We start from the raw sequence: 26507 nt of genomic DNA on the forward strand, positions 1-26507 counted from the left end.
TCTCTCGATTCCATTACTCTTATTTTTTCTGTTCCGATTTGCATCGGAACGGCTGTCAATTCAATATGTCTACGAACGTGTATTTCTTTTTGTCTTCGCCTGTGTTTCAAAGCGGGTGCAAAACTAAAACTTCTTTTTGTTTCCTGCAAGAAAAACTTGAAATTTTTTGAAACTTTTTTTTCGCCTCATTTTCCAAATCTTCCTTCCCAGTTTCTCAAAGAGCTTCCGTGTTTTGCGGGGTGCAAATGTAAAAAGCATTTTCAAATCTCGCAAGCTTTTTCGAATCTTTTTTTCTGATTTTTTTCTCAGTAGCGACTCTTCCTTCCTGCCAGTATTTCGATGAACGCCTTCGCTGTTGCGGGTGCAAAAGTAGCACCTTTATTTACATCTGCAAGCCTTTTTTTTATATTTTTTCCATGTTTTTAAGCCTTATTTCTTAACACGCTGGCAATGCATTGTTTACAGATGAAGATTTTTTCGTTTTCTATAAGTCTTTTCTTAAATCAGCATGCAGTATTCCGCCTTTAGCGCTTTTTTTGAATATTCTTTTTGCAGAGTTTTCGCTGTTTATGGCCGTTTTTCACTTTTATTATGCTGTCTCTCGATTCTATTTTTTCGAAACTTCCTTTGAAAAACCGATCCCCTAGCCCCGATAGAAGCGGAAATCCTTTTTGAGGCGGGGTTCGCCGCAAAAAGATTGCAGCGGATAGCGGGAAACAGCTCCTTAAACAAAAACACAATTTCAAATCCTTTAAATCCCAAATTCCAAAATTTAACCGTTCTTCAGCATGAAAAAACATTTTCATATTAGTATAGCAGAATTTCAGCTTACCTATTATATGTAGAAAAAACAAACCCGACAGGTTTTGATAAACTGTCTGGTCGTATACATTATATATTAAGGAGAATTATTTCTTATTTAACTCTTGCGCTCTTTGTTGCCACTTAAGAGACAAATCATCATAATCAATAGGAGTAGCTGGTTTTTGATTTACCAATCGACCAGATTCAAATGCACGGAGTAAAATTGTTTCTATTAAATAATCTTCGTTTACATCGTAAGGTTTGTATTCTGTCTTTAAACTAATATCAAACAAGTTTGCCGTGGTATTAGAAACAAAAGCTTTGAATCCGCTTTTTAATGTTTTAATTAATTCATAGGTGGTGATTCCTGTTTGGCGATGAATCAGTTTAACCAATATTTGTCCTTGCTTTCTTGAAAGCTTTTTAAGTCTTTCCTCAAATTCGTTATTAAGATAGTCTTCTACAATTTTAAAATACTTCTTTTTCTCGCTTCTAGTTTTTAAACGAGCCATTCCGTTATTTAAAGCCGTTAATCTTTCTGAAGCCAATTTTGCATACGGATACACTTTATAAACTCTATTTTGAAGAATTTGAAACTGCTTCAATTCTTCTGCACTTAATTTTTTTTCTTTAGAAATAATTATTTCAGGCAACTGAATAGTGTCATTTAAAATAGAATCTTTTTCCGTTAGTATATATCCCATCTGTTCATTCTCTTTTGGAGTAATCTGGGCACGACATGAAAAGGAAACAAATAATATAAATAAAATAAAGCTGGTTAATCTCATCGAATCATAATTTAAATGTAAAATTATATATTTATACACAACTCTAATACCAAATTTATATTTTAGCAAAAAAATATTTTATGAGCACGAAATCTATTTTAAAAGATACTTCTGTAGCTTTCTTGGAAAGCTATCTAAATAATGCCTCTCCGACTGGTTACGAAAGCGAAGGACAAAAACTTTGGATGAATTATTTGGAACCTTATGTTGACACTTTTATTACCGATACTTACGGAACTGCAGTTGGAGTTATAAATCCTGATGCTCCTTATAAAGTTGTGATTGAAGGCCATGCTGATGAAATTTCATGGTATGTCAATTATATTACCGAAGATGGTTTAATCTATGTGATTCGAAATGGCGGATCTGACCATCAAATTGCCCCTTCTAAAAGAGTAAACATACATACTAAAAACGGAATTGTAAAAGGTGTTTTTGGATGGCCTGCCATTCATACTCGTTTGCGCGATAAGGAAGAAATTCCGAAATTGAGCAATATCTTTATTGATTTGGGCTGCGAGAATAAAGAGCAAGTTGAAGCATTGGGTGTTCATGTCGGATGTGTGATTACGTATCCAGATGAATTTATGATTTTGAATGAGAATAAATTTGTTTGTCGCGCTATTGATAATAGAATGGGCGGTTTTATGATTGCTGAAGTTGCTCGATTATTGAAAGAAAACAATATAGAGCTTCCTTTTGGTTTATACATAGTAAATTCTGTTCAGGAAGAAATTGGTCTTCGAGGTGCCGAAATGATTGCGCACAGAATTAAGCCAAATGTTGCTATTGTGACCGACGTTTGCCACGATACCACTACTCCAATGATTGATAAAAAGGTTGAAGGTGACCTTAAAATGGGGAAAGGTCCTGTTATTGGTTATTCTCCGGCTATTCAAAATAAATTACGCGATTTAATCGTAAATACTGCAGAAGAGAATAAAATTCCTTTTCAAAGACATGCAACTTCTCGTGCAACGGGTACAGATACAGATGCTTTTGCTTATAGTAATGGCGGAGTACCATCGGCATTGATTTCTCTTCCTTTGCGTTATATGCATACGACTGTTGAAATGGTTCATAGAGATGATGTGGAAAATGTAATTCAGCTTATTTATGAATCTTTGCTAAAAATTGAAAACAACGAGACTTTTTCTTATTTCAAATAAAACATATCTTTAGTGTAAATCTGGTTTGAATTTTATTTGGACCAGATTTACAAATAAAACTAACATGAAAATATTACTACTCGAAGACGATTTTACTTTATCTAAAGAAATCTCAGCATTCTTTGTTGCTAAGGAATTCGAGTGTATTCCTTATTATGACGGAACTTTTTTGCTAAAAAAATATTTTCCATATGATTATGACATCATCATTCTTGATATAAATGTTCCTGGAATAAACGGAATTGAAGTTTGCAAAGGCATTCGAGAAATCGATAAAAAGACGCCAATTATTATGCTGACCGCTTTTAGTGAAATTGAAGATAAATTATCATCTTTTGACAGCGGCGCAGACGATTATTTGGTTAAACCATTTCATTTTGATGAACTATATGCTCGAGTGCAATCGCTACTGAGAAGAAAAGAAGTGCCGCAGCAAATTGAAAATAAGATAATTATCAAAGATTTAGAGATTTTTGAAGAAGAAATGAAAGTTTTTAGATCTGGGGAAGAAATTAAACTTACCCCAAAAGAATTCAAATTGATTCTTATTCTTGCACATGCAAAAGGAAAAGTATTGTCTAAACAATTTATTGCCGAAAAACTTTGGGATTACCACATCGAAACCAATCAGAATACAATTGAGGTTTATATTAATTTTTTGAGGAAAAAAATAGATAAAGATCATGAAACCAAACTTATTCGTACCAAAGTGGGTTACGGATATTATTTAAGCGATCTGGAATGACATTAAAAAATCGAATATCACTTTTAGTAAGTTTGCTGTTCACCATACTTTTTGGTTTGGCATCTACTGTGATATTCATTCTATATTCTAATTATCGAAAAGAAGAATTTCGAGATCGTTTAGAAATCAAAGCATTATCTAACATAAAGCTTTTAGTAAATGTCAAACAGGTTGATAACCAGCTTTTAAAAATTATTGACCAAAATTCGATTAATAAATTATATGATGAGAAGACATTGGTTTTCGATTCTAATTACAAACTCATTTACAGCAGTATAGACGATGCTAAAATCAACTGGTCTGTAGATGATTTAAAATACTTAAAGAAAAACAAAACGTTTTTTAAACAGCAGGGAGATTACGAAGTCTATGGTGTTTTTTATGATACAAATGATAAAGATTTTTATGCTTTAATATCGGCAACAGATGATTATGGCAAAAAGAAACTGCTTTTTTTACGTTACACTTTAATTGTATCTTACATCTTTTTCACTTGTTTATGCTGGGTTATTACTTCATTTACTGTTAGAAAATTGATGAATCCGCTTAATGACTTTCATCAAAAAATAAAAAACATAAACGAAAATAATTTAGATACGAGAATTGAATCCAAAAGCAGTAAAAATGAAATTGATCTGATCGCAGATGAGTTTAATTTTATGATGGATCGAATTGAAATTTCGTATCAAAAGCAAAAGGAATTTACAGCTCACGCTTCTCACGAGTTAAGAACTCCGCTTTCGAGAATGACTTCGCAAATTGAAAACGCTGTTTCTGATCCTGATATTCAACCAAAAAATAAATCTTTCTTAAATGGAATATTAGGAGATGTCAATCATTTAAGCGAATTGATCCATTCTCTTCTTATCCTTTCTAAAATTGATAATAAAAGAACTGAAATTCATGAAACACTGCGAATTGATGAAATTTTATTTTCTTCGATTGAAAAGATAAATAAAACCTTTCCAGACTTCATCATCCTTTTTGAAATTGAGGACAGTGACAATCTTGACACCGCTTTGGAGATTCAAGGAAACAAAAATTTATTAGAAATTGCTTTAACAAATGTCTTAAAAAATGCTTGTATTTACTCAGACAATAAACAAGCCAAAGTAACTATTAGCACCGATCACTATCACTTGATTGTATCGGTTTCGAATACTGGAAACACATTAAATGAAGAAGAACAAAAAAATCTTTTTCAGCCTTTTATGCGCGGACAAAATTCTAAAGGAACTGCCGGATTTGGACTTGGTTTAAGAATTGTACACAGAATACTGACTTTGCACAAAGTAAACATAAAATACTCAATACCAACCACTAACACGAATTTGTTTCAGTTATTTTTCAATTTGTAAGCTTTTTTAAGCTATTTTTAAGGTAGATTTTAAGGTCTCTTAAAGCCTGTTGATAGCATATTTGTACAAATTAAAGATGATACAATGAAAAAGTTATTCGCACTGCTGTTATTTGCACTTCTCAATCAAGCTGCAATAGCTCAAAAAACAGTTACTCTTCAAGACTGTGAAACTCAATTTTTAAAAAAGAATCTATTTTTACTAGCATCTCAATATAATATCGATGCCTCGAGAGCGCTAACTATTCAAGCTCGTATCTGGGATAACCCTACAATTTCGGCAGAATTAAATGCCTATAATCCTGAAAGAGATAAGTATTTTGATATAGGTAAAGAGGGCCAGAAAGTCTTTGCAATCGAACAGCTTATTTATCTTGGCGGAAAAAAAAGAAATGAAGTAAAGTTAGCTCAAGCAAATGAGAAATTGGCTGAGTTTCAGTTTAATGATTTACTCCGCACACTAAAACTTCAATTGCGCAAAAGTTTTTATACTGTTTATTACAACTCCAAAAATCTCGAAAACACCGACAAACAGCTCGCTCATATTGAAAACCTAATTAATTCGTATTCTGTTCAGGCACAAAAAGGAAACATTCCTCTTAAAGATGTGGTCCGTCTGCAATCCTTGTATCTTAATTTTAAAAACGAAAGATTAGAAGTTATAAATGACAATATCGATGAGCAAGCGAATTTAAAACTATTGATGAATGAAACTCAAAATGTAGTTCCAATAGTTGCCAAAGATGATTCGAATAAATATCTAAAACCAATTGAATTTGATCTTAAAAGTTTTGAAGAACAAGCAATTGCAAATCGACCAGATTATTTGGCTAAACAAAAAGAAATTGACGCTAACGAACTGAATGTGAGATGGCAAAAATCTCTTTCTGTTCCAGACATAACTGTAGGAGCAAATTATGATCAACGCAGCGGAGCTTTTAATAGAGAAGCAAATGTCAATGTTGCTATTCCGCTTCCTCTTTGGAATAAAAATAAAGGTAATATCAAATATGCTCAAACCATTTTAGAGCAGTCGAAAATCGAAAAACAAAATTTTGAATTACAGCTACAAACAGAAATTACTTCTGCTTGGACAAAATGGGATGAATCAAGACAAAATTATTCTGTTATAAAACCTACTGTAAATTCTGATTTTGAAGCTGTTTACAACGGAATGCTGACCAACTTTCAAAAACGAAATGTCAGCCTTCTAGAATTTACCGATTTCATGGAAAGTTATAATCAAGCTATAATTCAATTAAATGAACTAAAGAAAAAAGTAGTAATAGCTGGCGAGGAATTAAATAGCACAATCAATAAAGATTTATTTTAAAAAAATAGTAAAGAAATGAAACATACATTATTAATCGGAATCGCAATTGTAAGTCTATCTCTGGCAAGCTGCAAAAAAGAAGTTGAAAATCCAGAAACAAATACTTCATTTGTTTTAAGTGATGCTATGCTTAAAACTACTACTACCACTGAAGCGCAAACTCAGCCGCTAAAAAACGAACTTAGTTTCTACGGAAAAATTACGGCAGACAATAATAAAATGATTGACGTTTATCCTCTAGTTGGCGGAAATGTAATGAAAGTAAATGTTGAACTTGGAGATTATGTCAAAAAAGGACAAGTTCTAGCCACAATAAAAAGTACGGATGTTGCTGATTTTGAAAAACAATCTATTGATGCTAAAAGTGATTTGTTGGTAGCCAAAAATAATTTGAAAGTTGCCCAAGAATTATTTGACGGAAAATTAAATTCTGAAAGTGATGTTCTTCAAGCAAAATCTGAAGTTAATAAAGCGCAATCTCAATTGAGTAAAATTCAGGAAACCTACAAAATCTACAATATTAAAGCGGGATCTATTTATGAAGTAACAGCTCCAATAAGCGGTTTCATTATTCAAAAAAGTATCAACCAAGACATGCTTTTGCGTAATGACCGTTCTGAAAACATCTTCGACATCGCAGAAATCAGCGAGGTTTGGGCAATGGCAAATATTAATGAAATTGATATTAATAAAGTAAAATTAGGAACCAATGCAGCCGTGACAACTTTAAGTTATCCTGACAAAATTTTTAATGGTAAAGTTGATAAAATCTACAATGTAATTGATCCTGAAACAAAAGCAATGCAGGCAAGAATTAAATTAAACAATCCAGATTATATGCTTAAGCCTGATATGAATGCGAATATTAAATTGTCTTTTAATGAAAACCAATCCATGATAGCCGTGCCAAGTAAAGCGATTGTATTTGACAAAAGCAAAAATTTTGTTGTTGTTTTTAAAGATCGTAACAACATAGAAACCAGACAAGTTGAAGTATACAGAGTAGTTGGCGACACCACTTATATCTCAAGCGGGTTAAAAGAAAACGAGAAAGTGATCACAAACAATCAGCTATTTATTTATGGTGCTTTAAATAATTAAGACATGAACAAATTCATAAAAAATATTATTGCTTTTTCTCTTAAGAATAAAGCATTTACCTTCTTTTGGGTCGGGTTATTGGCTGTTGCAGGATTTATTTCTTTCAAGAATATGCCTATTGATGCTTTTCCAGACGTTACTAATACACAAATCATTATTATCACGCAGTGGAACGGAAAAAGTGCCGAAGAAGTAGAACGTTTCGTAACGTCTCCTATTGAAATTTCGATGAACTCTGTTCAGAAAAAAACAAGTGTTCGAAGCATTACCATGTTCGGTTTATCGGTTATCAAAATCATTTTTGATGATGGCGTTGATGATACTTTTGCACGTTTTCAGGTAAACAATTTACTTAAAAATGTTTCACTTCCCGATGATGTAGAACCAGATGTTCAGCCGCCTTATGGGCCAACAGGCGAGATTTTTAGGTATATTGTAAAAAGTGACAGCAGAGACAGTAGAGAATTACTGACGTATCAAAACTGGGTTATCGACAAACAATTGCGCTCGCTTCCAGGTGTTGCAGATTTAAATGTTTTTGGAGGTCAGACTAAAACGTATGAAATTGGAGTTGATCCTATAAAATTAGCCAAATACAATATTACGCCTTTGCAAGTTTACAATGCCGTAAATGCTGGAAATATAAATGTTGGTGGTGATGTTATTGAAAAAAACGGACAAGCTTTTGTGGTTCGTGGTGTCGGTTTATTACAATCTAAAGAAGATATTGGAAATATTATCGTAGACGATGCTGCAGGAAATCCAATTTTGGTTAAGAATCTAGCAGAAGTTTACGAAAGTTCCATGCCAAGAGTTGGACAAACTGGTTTAGGAAATAATGACGATGCCGTAGAAGGAATTGTCGTAATGCGAAAAGGAGAAAATCCGCAGGAAACTTTGGCTTTAATTAAAGCTAAAATTAAAGATCTTAACGATAATGTTCTTCCGAAAGATATTAAAATAGAGACTTTTTACGATCGTGATAATTTGATGAATTTCACGACCGAAACCGTAATGCACAATTTATTTGAAGGTATTATTCTGGTTACGGTTGTCGTATTCCTTTTTATGGCAGATTGGCGAACCACTTTCACGGTATCAATTGTAATTCCGCTTTCTCTATTATTTGCCTTTTTATGTTTGAAAATGATGGGGATGAGTGCCAACTTATTGAGTTTAGGTGCAGTCGATTTCGGAATTATCATTGATGGTGCCGTCGTAATGGTCGAAGGTTTATTTGTCGTCTTAGATCATAGAGCGCATCAGTTAGGAATGGAAAAATTTAATAAAATTGCCAAGGGAAGCCTGATCAAGAAAACAGGAACTGAAATGGGTAAAGCCATCTTTTTCTCAAAATTGATTATTATAACAGCTTTACTTCCTATTTTCTCTTTCCAGAAAGTAGAAGGAAAAATGTTCTCTCCCCTAGCCTTTACATTAGGTTTTGCATTGCTTGGAGCATTAATTTTTACCTTGACTTTGGTTCCAGTTCTTTCTCATATTTTATTAAACAAAAATGTAAAAGAAAAGCATAATCCGTTTGTGAATTTCTGGGACAGAATTGTTTCTAAAGGATTTGCTTGGACCTTTAAACACAAAGTTCAAACATTGATCGCCTCTACAGGATTATTGGCAACAGTGTTCTTTTCTGCTGGCTTCTTAGGAACAGAATTTTTACCTCAATTAAATGAAGGTGCCCTTTGGGTTACAGCCGAACTACCAATGAGTACTTCGCTTCCTGAAAGTGTTAAGACAGCAGCGATGATTAGAAAAGACTTAGAATCTTTTCCTGAGGTGAAAAAAGTTTTATCACAAACTGGCCGTAGTAACGACGGAACCGATCCAAACGGTTTTGGATTTATTCAGCTTCAGGTTGATTTATTGCCAAAAGCAGAATGGAAACGTAAAATTTCGATGGATGAATTAATCAACGAAATGGATAATAAATTGAAAGTTCATCAAGGAATTACGTATAATTATTCGCAACCTGTAATTGATAACGTTGCAGAATCTGTTGCTGGATTTAAAGCTTCTAATGCTGTGAAAATTTATGGAGATGATTTGAATAAACTGGATCAGCTTGCCAATGAAGTTTTAGCACAAATTAAAGATATTCCAGGTATAAAAGATGCGGGAATTCTTCGAAATGTAGGTCAGCCAGAAATAAGTGTAATCTTAGATCGTGAAAAAATGGCCGCTTACGGTGTAACATTAAGTGATGCACAAGCGGTTCTAGAATTGGCTTTTGGAGGAAAAACGGCAACTGAAAAATATGAAGATGAAAAGAAATTTGATGTTCGTGTTCGTTTTTCTAAAGAATATAGAAAAGATGAAAAAGATTTGGAAGAAATAAAAGTGCCAACAATTAGCGGTGTAAAAATTCCTTTGAAAGAAATCTGCGACATTAAAACAATTACTGGACCAGCATTCATCTACAGAGATAATACCAAACGATTTATTGGAGTAAAATTCTCTGTTCGTGACCGAGATTTAGGAAGTACCATTGCAGAGGCACAGCAAAAAGTAAATAAATTAAAACTTCCTGCCGGTTACACAACTGGTTGGACAGGCGAATTTGAAAACCAAGTTCGTGCGAGTGCGCGTTTGGCGCAAGTGGTGCCGATCAGTTTAATTGGAATTTTTGTTCTCTTATTTATTTTATTCGGAAATTTTAAAGATTCGCTTTTGGTTCTAGCCAATGTTCCTTTTGCTATAATAGGTGGAATTATCGCCTTACATCTTACTGGAATGAACTTCGGAATTTCGGCTGGAGTTGGATTTATAGCGCTTTTAGGAATTTGTATTCAAAATGGTGTAATTCTAATATCCGAATTCCATCATAATTTGAAGGCCAAGTTTACGCTCGAAGAATCCATATTTATGGGAGTAAAAGCAAGGACCCGAGCTGTGGTAATGACTGCTTTAATGGCTTCGATAGGATTAATGCCTGCAGCAATTTCAACAGGAATTGGTTCAGAATCTCAAAAACCTCTTGCAATAGTAATTATCGGAGGTTTAATAACAGCTACCGTTTTGACATTATTGGTATTCCCAATTCTATTTTGGGTATTCAATCGTAAAAAACATATACCAATCGAATAATAGTTTATTTTTTTAGATTTTTTTAAATCAATTGTTGGGTTTAAAAAAGGAAAAGCATCATTCTTGTAATGGTGCTTTTTTATTTTAAGAATGAATTAAAAACAAAAAAAAAATGACCTTTTGCTCAGAAAGGTCATTTGTCCACTAACTCAAAGTCTTAAACTGATTATTTCAAATCCTTCAAAATTGCAATTGCCTCTGTAGCATTTGATAATTCTGCGTATTTTAATGCAGTAAATCCTTTGTCATTTTTCTCATTAGCACGTGCTCCACTTGCTAGTAACACTTTAATGATCTCAACTTTATTGTAACGTGCAGCAGTCATTAATGGTGAAAGATCTTCAGACATTTGGTTTACATCTGCTCCGTATTCAATAAATTTCTTTACTGTTTCAAGATCTCCTTTGCTGATTGCCACTGTTAAAGGTGTCGCAAAATTTTTAGTACGTTCTACTTTATTTTTAAAAGATGAAGTTCCGTTTGAAGCCATTGCTACATTTCCTAATGATAATAAGGCTACTCCTAAATAAATAACTGATTTTTTCATAATGATTGATTGTTGTTAAATGATTGATTAATGATGATTTTAATTTCTATTCAAAGGTAATTATTAAATCGTATTATGCAATACAAAGTACCATGTTTTAACTAATACTTAACATTTGCTTAATAAAACGATAATAATAAGAGCCCAACGTTACCAAATTGATTGGTTTCCTACTAATAGACGCAACTAAACCGAAAATGTTACACTTAAGACGGAAAAAAAATTACAGAATAATGCTCTTTTTTTTATTATCAGCTAAAAAACAGTTCTTTATTTATTTAACTTTACTAGACATTCCGATTAGAAAGAGATACAGAATCTAACAGCATAGTTGTTTTTATATAAAGAAATCAACGAAGTAGTAACCATAAAACCATAACGTTATGATCATTATCAAAAGAATTCTTGTCGTCCTAATTTTAATTATCTCAATTGTTCTTATAGTGGCTTATTTTATGCCGAAAGAATATGCCGTAGAAAGAGAAATCACAATTAACAAACCTGTAGATACTGTTTTTAATTATGTAAGGTCATTAAAAAATCAGAATGAATTTAGTGTCTGGGCCAACACAGATCCTAAAATGAAAGTAAATTATAAAGGTACTGAAGGCCAAGTTGGTTCACTTTCTTCTTGGGAAAGCAACGTAAAAGAAGTTGGCGTTGGCGAACAGGAAATTACTAAAATAACAGAAAACAGACGTATTGATTTTGCTCTTCGATTTAAAAAACCAATGGAAGATACTGCTATAGGTTTTATGTCTACGAAAGCTTTAGGAGGAAATCAAACTAAAGTAAAATGGGGAATCAGCGGCGTTATTCCTTACCCGACAAACATTATGCTACCGATGCTTAAAATGGACCAAATGATTGGAAACGATTTGCAAAAAGGTCTCGAAAATCTTAAAGACAAAATGGAATAAAAGTCTAATAAATTTAAAAGAAAAGCCTCATGAATTGATAAATGAGGCTTTTCTTTTGAGTCAAAAAAGGTTCTATTTCAACCCTTTTAATAATGCTACAGACTCTTCTGACTTAGCATATCTCGCGTAATCTAAAGCTCTTAATCCATGTTCATTTTCAATTGAAGGCAAAGCTCCTTTTGCCAATAAAACTTTAACAATTTCGACATGATTATAACGAGCTGCGAGCATCAACGGCGTCATATTTCTTATAATTTTATTTACATCTGCGCCATACTCGATAATTTTTCTCACGCTTTCCACATCGCCTTTACATATTGCTACATGCAAGGGAGATGATAAATAAGTAGAAATTTCAGTTTGATTTTTAACTCTAAGCTTTTGATTTGAAGCTGTTACGGAATTTACAAATAGCAACAAAGCAGTTGCTAAAACGATTACTGTTTTTTTCATGATTGATTGTTTTTAATTGATTGATGATTGTGATGATTTATTATATAGACGCATACAAAGGCAAAACGTTGCACTAAAAATGAAAAAATTTATATTTTTTTTTAAAATTGTTATCTATCAAGAAAAACGCGATCCAAATAATTGAATCGCGCTTTACTTTTTGTTGAAATTTATACTATTTCAAATTGAATTTTGTATCATAAATATTTTGTAAATCCTTTTCAAACAAAGTAAAAGGATCATCATAAAATTTGATAAAATCCTTTTCACTTTTCTGACCGGGATAAGGCGCGTAATAATGCGTTGTGCTTGTAACGTCATTTCGCCAAACCAACACATAAGCCAATTGCAAATTTTCTGATTTTAAAGTTTTAAGTAAAACCTCTGTCCACCATTTTTCATTAGGAATCGACTCTAAACCAGTTTCTGTAAATGCGGCCAATTTTTTCTTTCTAATAGCCAAATCAGAAAAGATTTTCAGTTTTTTTAATCCTGCTTCTAAATCATATTTGCCGTCACGGCCAAAATCGCCATAATCGTCCATTCCTAACAGATCAACAAAATCATCACCAGGATAACGTTCCAAGTATTCTTCTTCAGAATTAAATCGATTGTCAGGAGAAAAAGCATAAATAAAATTATGAACTCCTAAAGTATCTTTGAGATATGAAACAGTAAATTGCCAAACTGCAATAAAATCTTCACTAGAAGTTTGTGATTTTCCCCACCAAAACCAATCACCATCAAACTCATGAAAAGGTCTAAAAATCATTGGAGAAAGTTTTCCGTCTTTAGCTTTTACCGAATGCGCGAAATTGGCAATTGTTTTCAAAATCTCTTTGTATTCTTCGTGATGCGAACCGCCGGGTTTTATTAAAGACATTGAAGCTTTAGAAATTCCGTCTTTCCAATAAAACCCGCCATCAGAAGCAGGATTATTAAAATGCCATGAAACAGTTGTAATACCGCCTCTTTCATAAGTTTCAATTACATTTTTCCTTAAAATTGCTTTGGTCTTTTCAAGCTGTTCTTTAGATCGTCCTGAAAAATCACTAAAATCTATTCCAACAACTGCAGGATGAGAACCCGTTACCGATTTTACATCAGATCGATTGAGTTCATTACTCCAGCCGTGCCCATATTCAAGCGCATGCTGATGTCCGAAAAGAATATGTTTTTGCGAAATTGTTTTTAAATTTTGAAAAAGATTTTTGGTTTCTTTTGTCGCTTTCTTATCAATTTGTGCCAAAAGAAAATGCCCTGCTGTAAGACATACAAATAGCAGGGCATTTCTAATTTTATCATTCATGGTTTAAATAGTTAGTTTAAACCCGAAATTACTATTTTGAAGAAAGGTATTCTAATACATTTTTTTCAATACGTTGATCTATATTGTCAATATCAGCTTTCACGAATTTTTCTCCTAAAATATTCTCGTACAATTCGATGTATCTTTCAGAAACAGAGGCAATATATTCGTCTGACATATCTGGAATCTGCTGTCCTTCCTGTCCTTGAAAACCATTTTCAATCAACCAACGGCGAACAAATTCTTTAGATAATTGCTTTTGTTCTTCTCCTTTTTCTTGTCTTTCAGCATATCCGTCTGCATAAAAATAACGGGATGAATCTGGTGTATGAATTTCATCAATTAAAACAATAACTCCGTCTTTCGTTTTTCCGAATTCGTATTTTGTATCTACTAAAATTAATCCGCGAGAAGCTGCAATTTCAGTTCCTCTTTGAAACAAAGCGCGAGTATATCTTTCTAAAACTAAATAATCTTCTTCAGAAACAATTCCTTTTGCTAAAATGTCTTCACGAGAAATATCTTCATCATGAGAACCGTTATCTGCTTTTGTAGTTGGCGTAATAATTGGTTCTGGAAATTTATCATTTTCTTTTAAACCTTCTGCCATAGCAACACCGCAGATTTGTTTTCTACCCGCTGCATATTCACGAGCTGCATGTCCTGATAAATATCCACGAATTACCATTTCTACTTTAAAAGGCTCACATAAATGTCCAACAGCAACATTTGGATCAGGAGTTGCAATTAACCAGTTTGGAACAATATCTTCTGTTAATTCCATAAACTTAGTTGCAATCTGATTTAAGATTTGTCCTTTGTAAGGAATTCCTTTTGGCAAAACCACATCAAAAGCCGAAAGTCTATCGGTTGCCACCATTACCAAAAGCTCATCGTTGATATTATAAACTTCTCTAACTTTTCCGCGGTAAACTGATTTCTGATTCGGGAAATTAAAATTTGTAGTTGTGATTGTATTGCTCATTTTTGTTGTGTTGTTTTTTTATGCATGCAAATTTAAAACTATTTAAAAGAGCAAGCAAGAAAGTATTCAGTTTTCAGTCACAGTTTTCAGTTTTAATATTGTGACTGAAAACTGCGACTAAAAACAATTATTTCAAAAGTGTCTCATTAAATAAATTCAAAATTCTGCTGTATTCATCTATCCATGAATAGGTCTCTTTAAAACCGTGGGCTTCAACTGGAAATGATGCTAAACTCCAGTTCTTTTTTTGCAATTCTATAAAACGCTGAGACAAACGTACAATATCTTTGTATTCCACATTATCATCAACCATTCCGTGAAGCATTACCAGATTTCCTTTTAAATTATCGGCAAAATAAATTGGTGAGCTTTTTTTGTAAGCTTCTGGATCTGTTTCTGGAAAATTTAAAATATTACCTGTATATCCGTGATTGTAATGTGCCCAATCCGTCACAGAACGCAAAGCCGCACCCGATTTAAATTCGCCTGGAGCAGTCAGCATTCCCATCAAAGTTATAAAACCTCCGTACGAACCTCCATAAATTCCTACTCTATTGGCATCAATACCATATTTTTCAACCAAATATTTTTTGCCATCAAGGTGATCAGATAAATCCTTTCCTCCCATAAAACGGTAAATTCCAGTTCTAAAATCACGTCCGTACCCGTCACTTCCTCTATAATCAATGTCTAAAACAGTATATCCTAAATCGGTCAACAAATTATGAAACATATATTCTCTGTAGTAATTGCTCCAGAAATTATGCGCATTTTGAAGGTAGCCCGCACCGTGCACAAATATGATCGCTGCTTTATTGGTATTTTCTGTTTTAGAAGTATATAATCTTGCATTTACAGGCGTTCCGTCTTGAGCTTTAAAAGTAATTACTTCTGGTTCTCTCCATTTGTATTTTTTGAAATCTTCTGAAACTGAAGAAGAAATTTGCTGTAAAACGGCATTCTTTTTATTTTCGGCAACATAAAAATCCCATGGAATATTTTTATACGAATAACGAACTAACAGCGTTTTTTCGTCTGGAGATAAAACCACTTCATGCGCACCATTTTTTGTCAAAATTGGCTGTAAAGTTCCGTCTGCAACAGCAATTTTATAAAACTCTCTATTTCCAGGATGAGTCGTATTTGTTGTTAAATAAAACGTTTTTTTGTCTTTAGATAAAGTCAAATCTCTTACTTCCCAATTTCCTTTGGTAAGTTGCGTTTTCTTTTTAGTTTTTAAGTTAAAAGTGTATAAATGCGAATAACCTGTAGCTTCAGATTGAAAATAAATAGTTTCATTATCGGCTAAAAAACCTAAATTTCCAGAAGAAAATGAGTAAGACGGAATTCCTGGCCCAGCAATCCAAGCATCATCATGCTGATGTTCAATTTCTTCAAAAGTACCTTTTTCCAAATTCAAACTTACCAACCATCTGTCTTTATTATCCTGACTTCTAATATCTACAATTGCCAGTGATCCACTTTCGTTATAAATTGGTGCTTTAGAAACAATCAATTTATCTTCTTTAGCTTTGTTTTTTAAATTATCGTATAATTCAAAATATTTTGGCGCGTCTTGAATATGGCTTAAGGTTGAAAAATTCACATAATAAACAGAATCTTTAGCTACCGAATAAATTCCGAATTTTGTTTTTACAAAATTCTTTGTCGAAACTTTTTCTTTGGTTTCTGGACTTTGATTATAACCATCTGCCGTTATAAAAACTTCCATTTTTTCTTTCTTAACTTCTGGTTCTTCAACCAAAATAAAAGTGGCAAAATTACCATTCGGATTTACCTGAAGTCCCGCAAACTGATCATTTCCATAGAAATATTGTTTTGCAAAATCAGATTTGACTGCTTTACTTTTGTCAAGATTCCATTGTTTTTTTGCTTCTTTATCTCTTATAAACTGGAATAATTCTTTTTGCTGAACAGCTAAAAAAGATTCTGTGTCTGCTTTTATGTCTTTTTTTGTTCCCTTATTAAAATTGGTGATTTGTAAAATTGTACCAGCTTTGGTATCGTATTTAAAAATATTATCATTCTGCTCATAAAACAAAACTCCATCTTGAGCTCCTAATTGTAAATTGGATAATCTTGAAGATTGCTGAATTAGTTTTTTTGTTGTTTTAGATGGAATCGAATACGAATATAAACTTCCATTATCCAGATAATAAACTACATCTGAGCCAGGTTTGGTTTTAAAATCAAATTTTGAAAAAGCAGCTTCTTTTGGTGCTACTATTTCTGGTTTTGACATTCCTTTTTGCCAGAAAAATGTGCTCGGTCCTAATTCATCTTTTGGATTCCATTCAAAATAAACCTTTTTACCATCTAAAGACCAGCGTCCGTTTGTTGGTTGATTTCCAATAAAAGATTCGCCTTTCATTATTTCTTCTAATTTCAATTCTTGGGCATTTCCTAAAACCGAAAGAAATAAAAAGGCAAGGGTAAAAATGTTTTTTGTCATAATGAATGTGTTTTTGATAAAACAAAAATACACTCTCCAAACTTCTAAAAAAATGTTTTAACTATTTCCTTGCGAAATTCTTCACATTAAACACACTTAACAAAAAAATCCTTGAAGAAAAGTCTCCAAGGATTCTGTTTTTTGCTGAAAATTCTAATTCTTTAAAAAATTAAATCTTTACTTTTTATTTTGATTTTAGTTCGTAGCGAATTCTTTATCCAATATTTTTGCTGCAATATATCTCGCTACGCCATCTTCTGCATTTGTTTTAATCACTTCTAAATTGGGCAAAGTTTCTTTTAAAATAGCTGGCGCATTTCCCATAATTAAACCTTTTCCAGATGCCGACAACATTTGAACATCATTAAATCCATCGCCAAAAGAAACGGCTTGATCTAAAGTATAACCTTCTTTTTCTAAAACTTGCTCGATCGCAACTGCTTTATCTATAGATTTATCCATAAATTCTAGACAAGTTGGCAAGCTAAAAGCATGATGTAAATGTTCTGAAGAATTGGCTAAAACGTCATCTTTTAATTTTACTAATTTTTCGTGATCGTCACATGAAAAGAAAATTTTAATCGCTCCAAAATCTTCTAAATTTTTATAATCTACCAATTCTGGACGATATTTTAATTCTGCTTGAAAAGAGTTTAATCTTTCATTCCATTTGTTCGTTTGCCAAACATTTTCTTTAAATAAAACTACGGTAATTGCTGGATCAATTTCGACATTTAAAGCCGCCTTAACCACATCGCTATCTAAGTTAAAAGCAAAAAGTTGTTCTTTATTTGGGGAATGGATTCTAGCTCCGTTTGAGCTTACCAAATAAACTGGAACTTCAAGTGTTTCAATAATCGCCATTGCATCCAAATGATGACGTCCTGTAGCTACAACAAGCAGATAGCCTTGATTATGAAGTTCTTGAAAGATAGATTTAGTATATTCTGAAATTCTGTGTTGAGGGTTGAGTAAAGTTCCATCAAGGTCACTTACCACAACTTTTATATTTTTAAGTTTTGTCATATTTATCAAATATCAATGATAGGCAAATTTACGGTTTTAAGCTCGTTTAGACAAAGATTCAACGCTTTGAAAGTCAAAAATGGGATAAGTTTATTATTTATTTAACTATTCGGTTAAATAATGGTTTTTTAGATAATTAAATCTTAACAATTCCAGATTTGTATAAATTTATCGCTTTTTGAATTACAAATTCAATTTGTTCTAAAGGCAAATCTTCATCAAGATCAAACATCATAATTTTCATTCTGGAGCGTTTTTCCTGAATGAGAAAAGTTTCCTCAAAATGTTTTCCTTCCACAATTCCGATATAAGGTTGTTTGAGTTTTCTATGAATCCATAAATAGCAGAACATTTTTCCTTTATAAGAGAAAAAAGGCATTCCGTATTTTAAAGTATTAGTAATATCTTGATCTTGTTTTAGAATGATTTCTTTTAATGCAAGAAATACTCCTTTTACTGGTTCTTCTTGATTAAGGTAGAAATCATCCAGTTGTGTCATTACTTTCTAAATATTTTAAAATTTGAACCCTTTTTTCCAGTCTTTAATTTCTCTTGGATGCTCATTATCAGACGGGTAATTCATTTTCACAAATTTGAATTGCTCATCCGTTAACAGCACTATTCTCCCATCATTGCTAGAAATAATAGGATAAAATTGTTCCTTACTTCCTTGCATTTTAAGTTGATCGTTTAGCATTTCAATAAAATTCAAATAAGCTATTCCCCAATCATAATCACCAAAATCATTATCATAAGCAATATACTCTTTTCCGTTTAATTTTATTTTATGCAACCAATGCTTTTCTGTCTGCTGATGAAATTCATCAGTTATTGAAAGCTTCAAATTCAATTGTTCAAATGATTTTTTCACCTTTTCTAAATAAACAATCAATCCTCCCCCTTCAAATAATTCTTCAGAATCAATAAAATAGAATCTATTATCTGTAAAACTTAAATCATCTCTCATGTGACCTTCAAAAAAACTTAATTCATCATAAGATTTTTCAAAATCATCATTCGTAATTTTTAAATCTTTTTTGTCCGTGAGATTGAAAAAATTTAATCTGTGTAGTTCTGAAACAATTTCTTTTCCTGATAATTTCTTTATATAATTATCGGAGTTTTTACTTTCACTTTTTTGAGCATATAATCTGAATGCAAAAAATAGTAATCCCACTACCAAAATAATTTTACTTTCCATTAATTAGAATAATCAATTCGTTTTTATTTAAATAAAAAAATATTCGTTTTGCATTTCTCCGAAGGAAACATACAAAACGAATATTTATAAATGTTAAAACACAATTCACGATTTACATTTAACATTTCTATAAATTAAACTTAATCGTGATTTTCGATTTGTTTATAAGCGTCAATTACCTTTTTAACCAACCTGTGACGCACGATATCTTTATCATCTAGATAAATAATTCCGATTCCATCAATGTCTTTCAGCACCAAAATTGCTTCTTTAAGACCAGAAATAGTTCTTCTTGGTAAATCGACCTGTCCAGGATCACCCGTAATCATAAATTTGGCGTTTTTTCCCATACGGGTCAAAAACATTTTCATTTGTGAATGGGTTGTGTTCTGTGCTTCATCAAGAATTACGAAAGCATTATCAAGCGTGCGTCCGCGCATAAACGCAAGTGGCGCAATCTGAATAATTCCTTTCAAAATATAATCCTCAAGTTTTTCGTTCGGAAGCATGTCACGCAGCGCATCATATAATGGCTGCATATAAGGATCCAATTTTTCTTTCATATCCCCAGGAAGAAATCCGAGATTTTCTCCCGCTTCTACCGCTGGACGCGTCAGAATGATCCTTTTTACTTCTTTATCTTTTAGCATTTTAACCGCCATAGCAACACCGGTATAGGTTTTTCCGGTTCCAGCAGGACCAATAGCAAAGACCATATCATTTTTCTTAATGGTATCAACCAGCAATTGCTGATTAGGTGTCATTGCTTTGATAATCTTACCGCCAACACCATGAACTAAGATTTTATCATGATCGTAAGCTCTTTTATCTTCTTGACCATCACTCATTATTACACGTTCAATGACATTATCGTCGATATTATTGTAACGCGTAAAATGTAGCATTAATCTTTGAAACCTTTTTTCGAATTCATCTAAAACGTCTTTTTCGCCAAATGCTTTTAAAGTTGTCCCTCGCGCTACGATTTTAAGCTTCGGGTAATACTTTTTAATGATTTCTAGATGGCTGTCCTGCGCGCCCCAAAATTCTTTTGGTGCGATATCTACTAGCTCGATTATTCTTTCGTTCAAATGAAGTAGTTTTAAATTAAATAATTCCTTTTTTACTATTTAGAGGTTGTCGGGTCTTTTTTAAAGTCACAGTACTCAGTCGCAGTTTTTCAGTTTTTTTGCTTTTAAAACTAAATCAATGTTTTTGAATCTTGTAACAAACAAATGCTGTAAAAAATACAATTTGTCTTTTCTTTCTTTCAATTTGTATTTACTATTACTAGCTTTGCATTTCTCAAATTTAATGAAAATTAGATTTAAATACTATCAATAGTTATAAACAAAATGATGTCAATAATTACCCTTACAACAGACTACGGCTTGAAAGATCACTTTGTGGGGGCGCTGAAGGGTAAAATACTTTCTGAAAATCCAGAAGTTCAGATTATTGACATTTCTCACGACATTGATCCTTTTAATACTGCCGAAGCAAGTTACATTGTCGGCGCTTCTTATTTAAGCTTCCCGAAAGGAACTGTACACTTAATTGGAGTCGATATTGAGCGCAATAAAGAGAATCAGCATATTGCTATGCAGTGGAATGACCACTATTTTATTTGTGCTGATAATGGAATTCTTAGTATGCTTACGCAGAAGATTGTACCGCAGAAAATCGTGGCGATCAATATTCATGATCGTTTTCCGATTGAGGCTACCGATTTGGATATTTTTATTCAGGTCGCTTCCCATTTGGCAAAAGGCGGATTACTAAATGTTATCGGAAAAGAAATTACAGCGATTAAAGAAGCAACCGAATTGCAAGCCATTGTGGCAAGTGATGGAAACTCTTTAAAGGGATATGTAATTTATATTGACCATTTTGGAAATATCGTAACGAATATTTCTAAAAAACAATTCTTAGAAGTTTCACGCGGACGACCTTATGAAATTGTAATGAAGCCGAAGAGCATCAAAACAATTTTACCCAATTATTCGGCTATTGCCACTTCTGATAAATACCCGATTAAAACGTACGAAGGAGAAAAATTGGCTATTTTTAATGAAGCTGGTTTTCTAGAAATTGCCATTTTTAGAAGTAATCCTTCTAAAGTGGGTTCTGCAAATAGTTTGTTAGGGCTGAATTATCGCGATGTGATTACGATTAAGTTTTCTTAGTTTTTAAAAATAAATCATTTCACTTCAATAAGAAATCCAATGACGAAAATCAAAGATATTAATCAAGGTGATCTATTAACATTCGTAAATGCAAATAATAATTACAACATTATTCTTTGCACAAATACAAATAAAACGATAAGTCCTCATAATTATACTTTTTGTCTTCTAGATTATAATGATATACAAAAACCAACTATTGAACAGATTTTAAGTCTCAACTTTTTTGGAGTGGGAAATATGACTAAAACCAATCATTATAACTATTCTGAGGAAGATTTAAAAAATATGTGGGAATGTCATCCTGAAATCAAACCATGTCTTCTGGGAACATATAGTCTCATCATCTGGAGAAAAGATTTTATGACATTTCGTGACAATTTAGAATTCATTAGCAATCTTGACATTCTTCCAAATCTAAATAAAAATGGAAACGGCGCAGTTAATGCGAGTAGCTGGGGATTCTTAAAAGAATTTTTTAATGATAAAATCATTACTATAATGAATGAAAGAAATCAAGAAAAATTCAAATTAAAAGCTATGATAAAATCCAATCAATCAAACGCAAACTATTTTTTATAGAACAAGTGCAATTTTTAGAAAAACAACAATCAAATTTGGTATTTTTGCGCACTTGTAAGACTTTAGACAATTCAAAAAATCTAAAATCTATCCCGAGGCTTCGGGACTAAATTCTAAAATAATAACATGTTTGTTCGAATAGTAAAAATGAGTTTTCACGAAGAAAAAATTCCTGATTTTCTAGAGAATTTTGAATCTGTGAAACAAAAAATACGAAATGCAGAAGGAAATCGTTTTTTAGAATTGTATCAGGATAAAAATGATAAATGCATCTTTTTCACTTACAGTTATTGGGAAACAGAACAAGATTTAGAAAATTACAGAAATTCTGAACTTTTTAATACCGTTTGGAATTTTACAAAGAAATTATTCAACGCAAAACCAGAAGCTTGGAGCGTTGATAAATTGGTTAGTTTAAATTAGTTTTCAGTCGCAGTGGCAGTTTGCAGTGTGGCCAGAACAAATCAACGATTAAACAAAAAACGATTACACGATTAAACAAATAAACGAATAAACCTAACACATGAAGTCTATAATTCTAAGAGAAATAAAATCCTTTTTTGGCTCGCCGATCGGCTATTTGGTCATTGCGATTTTTTTAATCAGCAACGGACTGTTTTTATGGGTATTTGAAGGAGATTATAATATTCTAAATTCAGGTTATGCCGATTTAACTCCGTTTTTCACTTTGGCGCCGTGGATTCTAATTTTCTTGATTCCAGCAGTAACCATGAGAAGTTTCTCTGACGAAAAAAAACAAGGAACTTTAGAGCTTCTTTTAACCAAGCCTTTATCAATCTGGGAAATCGTAAACGGAAAATTTTTCGGTTCGTTTTTGTTAATTATTTTAGCAATTATTCCAACCTTAATTTATGTAAAAGTAATTTCAGATTTAGGTTCGCCAGAAGGAAATATTGATATGGGAAGCACAATTGGTTCTTATTTCGGATTATTGTTTTTAATAGCTTCTTATTCAGCAATCGGAATCTTTACTTCTACCCTTTCAGAAAATCAGATTGTGGCTTTTATCATTGCCGTTTTTCTTTGCTTTTTCTTTTATTTTGGTTTTGAAGGATTGAGTTCGCTAATTCCTGGTTCTAATGATTTTATTTCTGTTTTAGGAATGCAGAACCATTTTAAAAGCATAAGTCGCGGTGTCATAGACACACGAGATGTAATTTACTTTTTAAGCACAACCATCGCTTTTTTATCTTTTACTGTTTATCAATTAAAATCTTTTAAAGCGTAATGAAAACATCTACAAAGCAAAATATCAAGACGCTAGGAATTACTATTTTCATTTTAATTGTTTTAAATGTACTTGGAACTTTATTTTTTCATCGTTTTGATTTAACGAAGGACAAACGCTATACGTTATCTCCAACTTCATTAGGAATTATAAAACAAGTTGAAAATCCGCTTTCTATAAAAATTTATATGGAAGGAGATCTTCCTGCCGATTTTAGACGTTTACAGCAAGAAACCAAACAATTATTAGAAGAATTTGAGGCCTATAATAAAAATATTGTTTTCGAATTTGTAGATCCATTAGCAAATGAAGAAGAAAGCGACGCATTGACAAAATCGCTTTTCCAGAAAGGTTTAACACCAATAAACATTACCGTTGATGATAAAGGAAAACAATCTCAAGCAATGGTTTTTCCTTGGGCGGTTGCCATTTACAACAACAAAGAAGTTAATATGCCTTTGTTGAAAAACAGAATGGGCGCTTCAACCACTCAAAAAGTAATGGGTTCCATTCAGCATTTAGAATATTCTATTGCAGATGCGATTAATAAAATCACAAAAAACAAGCAAAAGAAAGTTGCCATTATAAGAGGAAATGGCGAATTGAAAGAGATTTACATTGCAAAAATGCTTTTGCAAATTAGAGAAAGCTATTTTATTGGCCCATTTACTTTAGATTCTGTTGCAAAAGATCCGAATGGAACACTAAATGCTCTTAAAAAATACGATTTAGCCATTATTTCAAAACCAACAGAAAAATTCTCTGATGAAGAAAAAGAAGTGCTAGATCAATTTATTATGAATGGAGGCAAAACGCTTTGGCTGATAGACCAAACGGCGGCTGACATGGACAGTTTGTATAATGATGCAGGTGCAACTTTGGCATATCCGAGAGATTTAAACTTGAACGACATGTTCTTTAAATACGGATTTAGAATCAATCCTGATTTGGTAAAAGATGAGCAAGGAAGTCCGATAAAATTAGCAACTGGAGAACAAGGAAGCGCAACACAATATCAGGATTTTATATGGAAATTTGCACCGCAAGTTTATCCAACAAGCCAGCATCCGATTGTAAAAAATCTGGGCGGAATTAAATTCGATTTTGCCAACCCGATTGACACTTTAAAAAACGGAATCAAGAAAACGGTTTTATTACAATCTTCACAATATTCTAAAATAATCGGAACACCAGCAGAAGTAAATCTAAACATGGTAACCGAAAAAACAACGCCTGAAGAATATGTGAATAAAGGCAACAAGGCACTGGCAGTTTTATTAGAAGGAGAATTTCATTCTGCTTTTGAAAATAGAGTTTTACCTTTTAAAGACAATTCGTTTACTGCAAAAGGAAAACCGAATAAAATGATTGTAATTGCCGATGGAGATTTAGCTCGAAATCAGCTAGACAAGAACTTAGAGCCAGTTGAATTAGGTTACGACCAACGAACAGGAAATTTGTACGACAATAAAGACTTCATCATGAATAGTATTAATTATTTGCTTGATGATACTGGACTTATTAACATCAGAAGCAAAGATGTTGAACTGCCTTTATTAGACAAAGAGAAAGTTTATGAAAGCTATACTTTGACCCAATTCATAACTATCGGAGTTCCAATTCTAATTTTATTGGTGTTCGGACTTGTTTTTACCTTTTTAAGAAAAAGAAAATACAGCAAGTAGATGTTAATAAAAAAATTGCGAAACTAAGAATGTTTACGATATATTTGTAAAACCTTACTTAGTTGAAGAAAAACTGAGAAAAAGAGCAAAAAATAAAACAAAAGACGATGAAATTTATAGTATCGAGTTCGTACTTATTAAAACAATTACAAGTTTTAGGTAGTGTTATTAACAGCAACAATACACTTCCTATTTTAGATAACTTTTTATTTGAACTAGACAATAATGCTTTGACAGTTTCGGCTTCAGATCTTGAAACGACAATGTCTGCAACATTATCAATCGATTCTACAAGCAAAGGAAGTGTGGCTGTACCTGCTAAACTTTTGCTTGAAATTTTAAAAACGTTTCCAGAACAACCTTTAACTTTTACTGTTGAAGACAACAACACAGTAGAAATTAGCTCTAATTCTGGTAAATATGCATTAGCTTATGCTGCTGGAGAAGAATTTCCTAAAGCAGTAAGTCTTGAAGATCCATCTGTTACACTTGTTCCTGCAGAAGTTTTAGCAACTGCGGTTAGCAAAACTATCTTCGCTGCCGGAAATGATGATTTACGTCCGGTAATGTCTGGAGTTTTCTTCCAGTTTTCACCAGAAGGATTAATTTTCGTAGCTACAGATGCTCATAAATTGGTAAAATACGCACGTACAGATGTAAAAGCATCTCAAGTTGCCGATTTTATTATGCCTAAAAAACCTTTAAACATTTTAAAAAGTATTTTAGGAAGTTCTGATGCTGAAGTAAAAATTGAATACAATGACTCAAATGCGACTTTCTCATTTGACAATTATATCTTAATGTGTCGTTTAATCGACGGGAAATACCCAAACTACGAAGCGGTAATTCCAAAAGAAAATCCAAACAAATTAATGATTGACCGTTCTTTATTTTTAAGTTCTGTTCGTCGTGTTGCGATTTTCTCTAACAAAACAACACACCAAATTCGTTTGAAAATTGCTGGAGCTGAATTAAACGTTTCTGCAGAAGACATCGATTACTCAAACAAAGCAGAAGAAAGATTAACTTGTGATTATCAAGGAGATGATCTTCAAATTGGTTTCAACTCTCGTTTCTTAACAGAAATGTTGACTAATTTACAATCTGACATGATTATGCTTGAAATGTCATTGCCTAACAGAGCTGGAATTTTAACTCCAGTTGACGGTTTAGAAGAGGGAGAAACAGTTACGATGCTTGTAATGCCTGTTATGTTAAATAGTTAACATCAAAGTTTCTTTTTGTTACAGGGATGTTTTTTAGTTCAATATTAAAGATATATCATTGTAAAAAAAAATATCGCTATTAACCAACCATTTTTTATACCTAGAAACCGCAATTCCTATAAAGAGTTGCGGTTTTTTATTTTTGGTTAATTTTTGTTTCAGGCTGATATACTTTATGTATATTTTTACCGCAAAGACGCTAAGGTTTACGCAAAGCTCGCAAAGTTTTTTTCAAAAGTTGGACGAGATAATCTCGCAAAGTAGCA

General features: G+C 32.5%; 23 protein-coding genes. 13 read left to right on the forward strand and 10 right to left on the reverse strand.

The genetic code is table 11. The features are described 5' to 3' along the window. Positions 1 to 908 precede the first annotated feature (908 nt). Positions 909 to 1592: a DUF4294 domain-containing protein gene (locus LL966_RS21765; protein WP_229356361.1), complete on the reverse strand. Its 684-nt coding sequence runs from the start codon at positions 1590 to 1592 to the stop codon at positions 909 to 911. A gap of 80 nt (positions 1593 to 1672) precedes the next feature. Between LL966_RS21765 and LL966_RS21770 the strand changes: the two genes are divergently transcribed. The 6 genes from LL966_RS21770 (at position 1673) to LL966_RS21795 (ending at position 10399) form a co-directional block, all read left to right on the forward strand. Continuing rightward, the gene (locus tag LL966_RS21770) at positions 1673 to 2761 is read left to right on the forward strand and encodes a M42 family metallopeptidase (protein ID WP_229356213.1); all 1089 of its coding nucleotides are present in this window, start codon (positions 1673 to 1675) and stop codon (positions 2759 to 2761) included. A gap of 64 nt (positions 2762 to 2825) precedes the next feature. Beyond that, positions 2826 to 3506: a response regulator transcription factor gene (locus LL966_RS21775; protein WP_229356215.1), complete on the forward strand. Its 681-nt coding sequence runs from the start codon at positions 2826 to 2828 to the stop codon at positions 3504 to 3506. Continuing rightward, positions 3503 to 4864, forward strand: a complete 1362-nt coding sequence (locus LL966_RS21780) for a sensor histidine kinase (RefSeq protein WP_229356217.1) — start codon at positions 3503 to 3505, stop codon at positions 4862 to 4864. The genes LL966_RS21775 and LL966_RS21780 overlap by 4 nt, the downstream gene beginning before the upstream one ends. An 84-nt stretch (positions 4865 to 4948) precedes the next feature. Next, positions 4949 to 6196, forward strand: a complete 1248-nt coding sequence (locus tag LL966_RS21785; protein WP_229356219.1) for a TolC family protein — start codon at positions 4949 to 4951, stop codon at positions 6194 to 6196. Positions 6197 to 6211: 15 nt separating this feature from the next. Next, positions 6212 to 7297, forward strand: coding sequence for an efflux RND transporter periplasmic adaptor subunit (locus LL966_RS21790; RefSeq protein WP_229356221.1), 1086 nt, complete (start codon positions 6212 to 6214; stop codon positions 7295 to 7297). Positions 7298 to 7300: 3 nt separating this feature from the next. Further along, entirely contained in the window at positions 7301 to 10399 is a 3099-nt protein-coding gene (locus LL966_RS21795) for an efflux RND transporter permease subunit (RefSeq protein ID WP_229356223.1), read from the forward strand. 166 nt (positions 10400 to 10565) lie between these two features. On the opposite strand, the gene LL966_RS21800 is transcribed toward LL966_RS21795, so the two are convergent. After that, on the reverse strand, positions 10566 to 10946 hold the full coding sequence (locus LL966_RS21800) for an ankyrin repeat domain-containing protein (protein WP_229356225.1): 381 nt from the start codon (positions 10944 to 10946) through the stop codon (positions 10566 to 10568). Between the two features lie 383 nt (positions 10947 to 11329). Here LL966_RS21800 and LL966_RS21805 point away from each other — a divergent pair, with 383 nt between their 5' ends. After that, a complete protein-coding gene (locus tag LL966_RS21805; protein WP_229356227.1) occupies positions 11330 to 11866 on the forward strand; it encodes an SRPBCC family protein in 537 nt (178 codons plus the stop codon). 72 nt (positions 11867 to 11938) lie between these two features. Here the strand turns inward: LL966_RS21805 and LL966_RS21810 are convergent, their stop codons facing one another. The 8 genes from LL966_RS21810 to LL966_RS21845 all read right to left on the reverse strand — a co-directional run bounded on the left by LL966_RS21810 (position 11939) and on the right by LL966_RS21845 (position 20404). Continuing rightward, positions 11939 to 12319, reverse strand: coding sequence for an ankyrin repeat domain-containing protein (locus LL966_RS21810; RefSeq protein WP_229356229.1), 381 nt, complete (start codon positions 12317 to 12319; stop codon positions 11939 to 11941). Positions 12320 to 12494: 175 nt separating this feature from the next. Continuing rightward, positions 12495 to 13628: a glycoside hydrolase family 26 protein gene (locus tag LL966_RS21815; protein ID WP_229356231.1), complete on the reverse strand. Its 1134-nt coding sequence runs from the start codon at positions 13626 to 13628 to the stop codon at positions 12495 to 12497. Between the two features lie 31 nt (positions 13629 to 13659). After that, positions 13660 to 14613, reverse strand: coding sequence for a phosphoribosylaminoimidazolesuccinocarboxamide synthase (locus LL966_RS21820; RefSeq protein WP_229356233.1), 954 nt, complete (start codon positions 14611 to 14613; stop codon positions 13660 to 13662). Positions 14614 to 14740: 127 nt separating this feature from the next. Further along, positions 14741 to 17086: a S9 family peptidase gene (locus LL966_RS21825; RefSeq protein ID WP_229356235.1), complete on the reverse strand. Its 2346-nt coding sequence runs from the start codon at positions 17084 to 17086 to the stop codon at positions 14741 to 14743. Positions 17087 to 17281: 195 nt separating this feature from the next. Continuing rightward, positions 17282 to 18112, reverse strand: a complete 831-nt coding sequence (locus tag LL966_RS21830) for a Cof-type HAD-IIB family hydrolase (RefSeq protein ID WP_229356238.1) — start codon at positions 18110 to 18112, stop codon at positions 17282 to 17284. Positions 18113 to 18248: 136 nt separating this feature from the next. Continuing rightward, on the reverse strand, positions 18249 to 18611 hold the full coding sequence (locus LL966_RS21835; RefSeq protein WP_229356240.1) for a DUF1801 domain-containing protein: 363 nt from the start codon (positions 18609 to 18611) through the stop codon (positions 18249 to 18251). A 15-nt stretch (positions 18612 to 18626) separates the two neighbouring features. Then, complete coding sequence (locus tag LL966_RS21840) at positions 18627 to 19313, reverse strand: hypothetical protein (RefSeq protein ID WP_229356243.1); 687 nt, start codon at positions 19311 to 19313, stop codon at positions 18627 to 18629. 140 nt (positions 19314 to 19453) lie between these two features. Then, a complete protein-coding gene (locus LL966_RS21845) occupies positions 19454 to 20404 on the reverse strand; it encodes a PhoH family protein (protein WP_229356245.1) in 951 nt (316 codons plus the stop codon). Positions 20405 to 20671: 267 nt separating this feature from the next. Here LL966_RS21845 and LL966_RS21850 point away from each other — a divergent pair, with 267 nt between their 5' ends. The 6 genes from LL966_RS21850 to dnaN all read left to right on the forward strand — a co-directional run bounded on the left by LL966_RS21850 (position 20672) and on the right by dnaN (position 26241). Further along, a complete protein-coding gene (locus LL966_RS21850) occupies positions 20672 to 21499 on the forward strand; it encodes an SAM hydrolase/SAM-dependent halogenase family protein (protein ID WP_229356362.1) in 828 nt (275 codons plus the stop codon). 39 nt (positions 21500 to 21538) lie between these two features. Then, positions 21539 to 22081 carry a hypothetical protein gene (locus tag LL966_RS21855; RefSeq protein WP_229356246.1) on the forward strand — a complete coding sequence of 181 codons (543 nt, stop codon included), beginning with the start codon at positions 21539 to 21541 and terminating at the stop codon, positions 22079 to 22081. Between the two features lie 126 nt (positions 22082 to 22207). Continuing rightward, the gene (locus LL966_RS21860; RefSeq protein WP_229356248.1) at positions 22208 to 22504 is read left to right on the forward strand and encodes a putative quinol monooxygenase; all 297 of its coding nucleotides are present in this window, start codon (positions 22208 to 22210) and stop codon (positions 22502 to 22504) included. A gap of 100 nt (positions 22505 to 22604) precedes the next feature. Then, positions 22605 to 23330, forward strand: a complete 726-nt coding sequence (gene gldF / locus LL966_RS21865) for a gliding motility-associated ABC transporter permease subunit GldF (protein WP_229356249.1) — start codon at positions 22605 to 22607, stop codon at positions 23328 to 23330. After that, positions 23330 to 25015 carry a gliding motility-associated ABC transporter substrate-binding protein GldG gene (gene gldG, locus LL966_RS21870; RefSeq protein ID WP_229356251.1) on the forward strand — a complete coding sequence of 562 codons (1686 nt, stop codon included), beginning with the start codon at positions 23330 to 23332 and terminating at the stop codon, positions 25013 to 25015. Before gldF ends, gldG begins: the two co-directional genes overlap by 1 nt. 107 nt (positions 25016 to 25122) lie before the next feature. Beyond that, positions 25123 to 26241 carry a DNA polymerase III subunit beta gene (gene dnaN / locus LL966_RS21875; RefSeq protein WP_229356253.1) on the forward strand — a complete coding sequence of 373 codons (1119 nt, stop codon included), beginning with the start codon at positions 25123 to 25125 and terminating at the stop codon, positions 26239 to 26241. The last annotated feature ends 266 nt before the right edge of the window (positions 26242 to 26507 follow it).

It is taken from the genome of Flavobacterium chungbukense, from assembly GCF_020805785.1.
GTDB lineage: Bacteria > Bacteroidota > Bacteroidia > Flavobacteriales > Flavobacteriaceae > Flavobacterium > Flavobacterium chungbukense.

Bases quoted from the DNA above. Each gene is read 5' to 3' on its own strand.
- LL966_RS21815 (WP_229356231.1), bottom strand. From the start codon at position 13,628: ATGAATGATAAAATTAGAAATGCCCTGCTATTTGTATGTCTTACAGCA.
- LL966_RS21800 (WP_229356225.1), bottom strand. From the start codon at position 10,946: ATGAAAAAATCAGTTATTTATTTAGGAGTAGCCTTATTATCATTAGGA.
- LL966_RS21830 (WP_229356238.1), bottom strand. From the start codon at position 18,112: ATGACAAAACTTAAAAATATAAAAGTTGTGGTAAGTGACCTTGATGGA.
- gldF (WP_229356249.1), top strand. From the start codon at position 22,605: ATGAAGTCTATAATTCTAAGAGAAATAAAATCCTTTTTTGGCTCGCCG.
- LL966_RS21825 (WP_229356235.1), bottom strand. From the start codon at position 17,086: ATGACAAAAAACATTTTTACCCTTGCCTTTTTATTTCTTTCGGTTTTA.
- LL966_RS21820 (WP_229356233.1), bottom strand. From the start codon at position 14,613: ATGAGCAATACAATCACAACTACAAATTTTAATTTCCCGAATCAGAAA.
- LL966_RS21775 (WP_229356215.1), top strand. From the start codon at position 2,826: ATGAAAATATTACTACTCGAAGACGATTTTACTTTATCTAAAGAAATC.
- LL966_RS21840 (WP_229356243.1), bottom strand. From the start codon at position 19,313: ATGGAAAGTAAAATTATTTTGGTAGTGGGATTACTATTTTTTGCATTC.
- LL966_RS21855 (WP_229356246.1), top strand. From the start codon at position 21,539: ATGACGAAAATCAAAGATATTAATCAAGGTGATCTATTAACATTCGTA.
- LL966_RS21770 (WP_229356213.1), top strand. From the start codon at position 1,673: ATGAGCACGAAATCTATTTTAAAAGATACTTCTGTAGCTTTCTTGGAA.
- gldG (WP_229356251.1), top strand. From the start codon at position 23,330: ATGAAAACATCTACAAAGCAAAATATCAAGACGCTAGGAATTACTATT.
- LL966_RS21810 (WP_229356229.1), bottom strand. From the start codon at position 12,319: ATGAAAAAAACAGTAATCGTTTTAGCAACTGCTTTGTTGCTATTTGTA.
- LL966_RS21765 (WP_229356361.1), bottom strand. From the start codon at position 1,592: ATGAGATTAACCAGCTTTATTTTATTTATATTATTTGTTTCCTTTTCA.
- LL966_RS21835 (WP_229356240.1), bottom strand. From the start codon at position 18,611: ATGACACAACTGGATGATTTCTACCTTAATCAAGAAGAACCAGTAAAA.
- dnaN (WP_229356253.1), top strand. From the start codon at position 25,123: ATGAAATTTATAGTATCGAGTTCGTACTTATTAAAACAATTACAAGTT.
- LL966_RS21780 (WP_229356217.1), top strand. From the start codon at position 3,503: ATGACATTAAAAAATCGAATATCACTTTTAGTAAGTTTGCTGTTCACC.
- LL966_RS21805 (WP_229356227.1), top strand. From the start codon at position 11,330: ATGATCATTATCAAAAGAATTCTTGTCGTCCTAATTTTAATTATCTCA.
- LL966_RS21790 (WP_229356221.1), top strand. From the start codon at position 6,212: ATGAAACATACATTATTAATCGGAATCGCAATTGTAAGTCTATCTCTG.
- LL966_RS21860 (WP_229356248.1), top strand. From the start codon at position 22,208: ATGTTTGTTCGAATAGTAAAAATGAGTTTTCACGAAGAAAAAATTCCT.
- LL966_RS21785 (WP_229356219.1), top strand. From the start codon at position 4,949: ATGAAAAAGTTATTCGCACTGCTGTTATTTGCACTTCTCAATCAAGCT.
- LL966_RS21795 (WP_229356223.1), top strand. From the start codon at position 7,301: ATGAACAAATTCATAAAAAATATTATTGCTTTTTCTCTTAAGAATAAA.
- LL966_RS21850 (WP_229356362.1), top strand. From the start codon at position 20,672: ATGTCAATAATTACCCTTACAACAGACTACGGCTTGAAAGATCACTTT.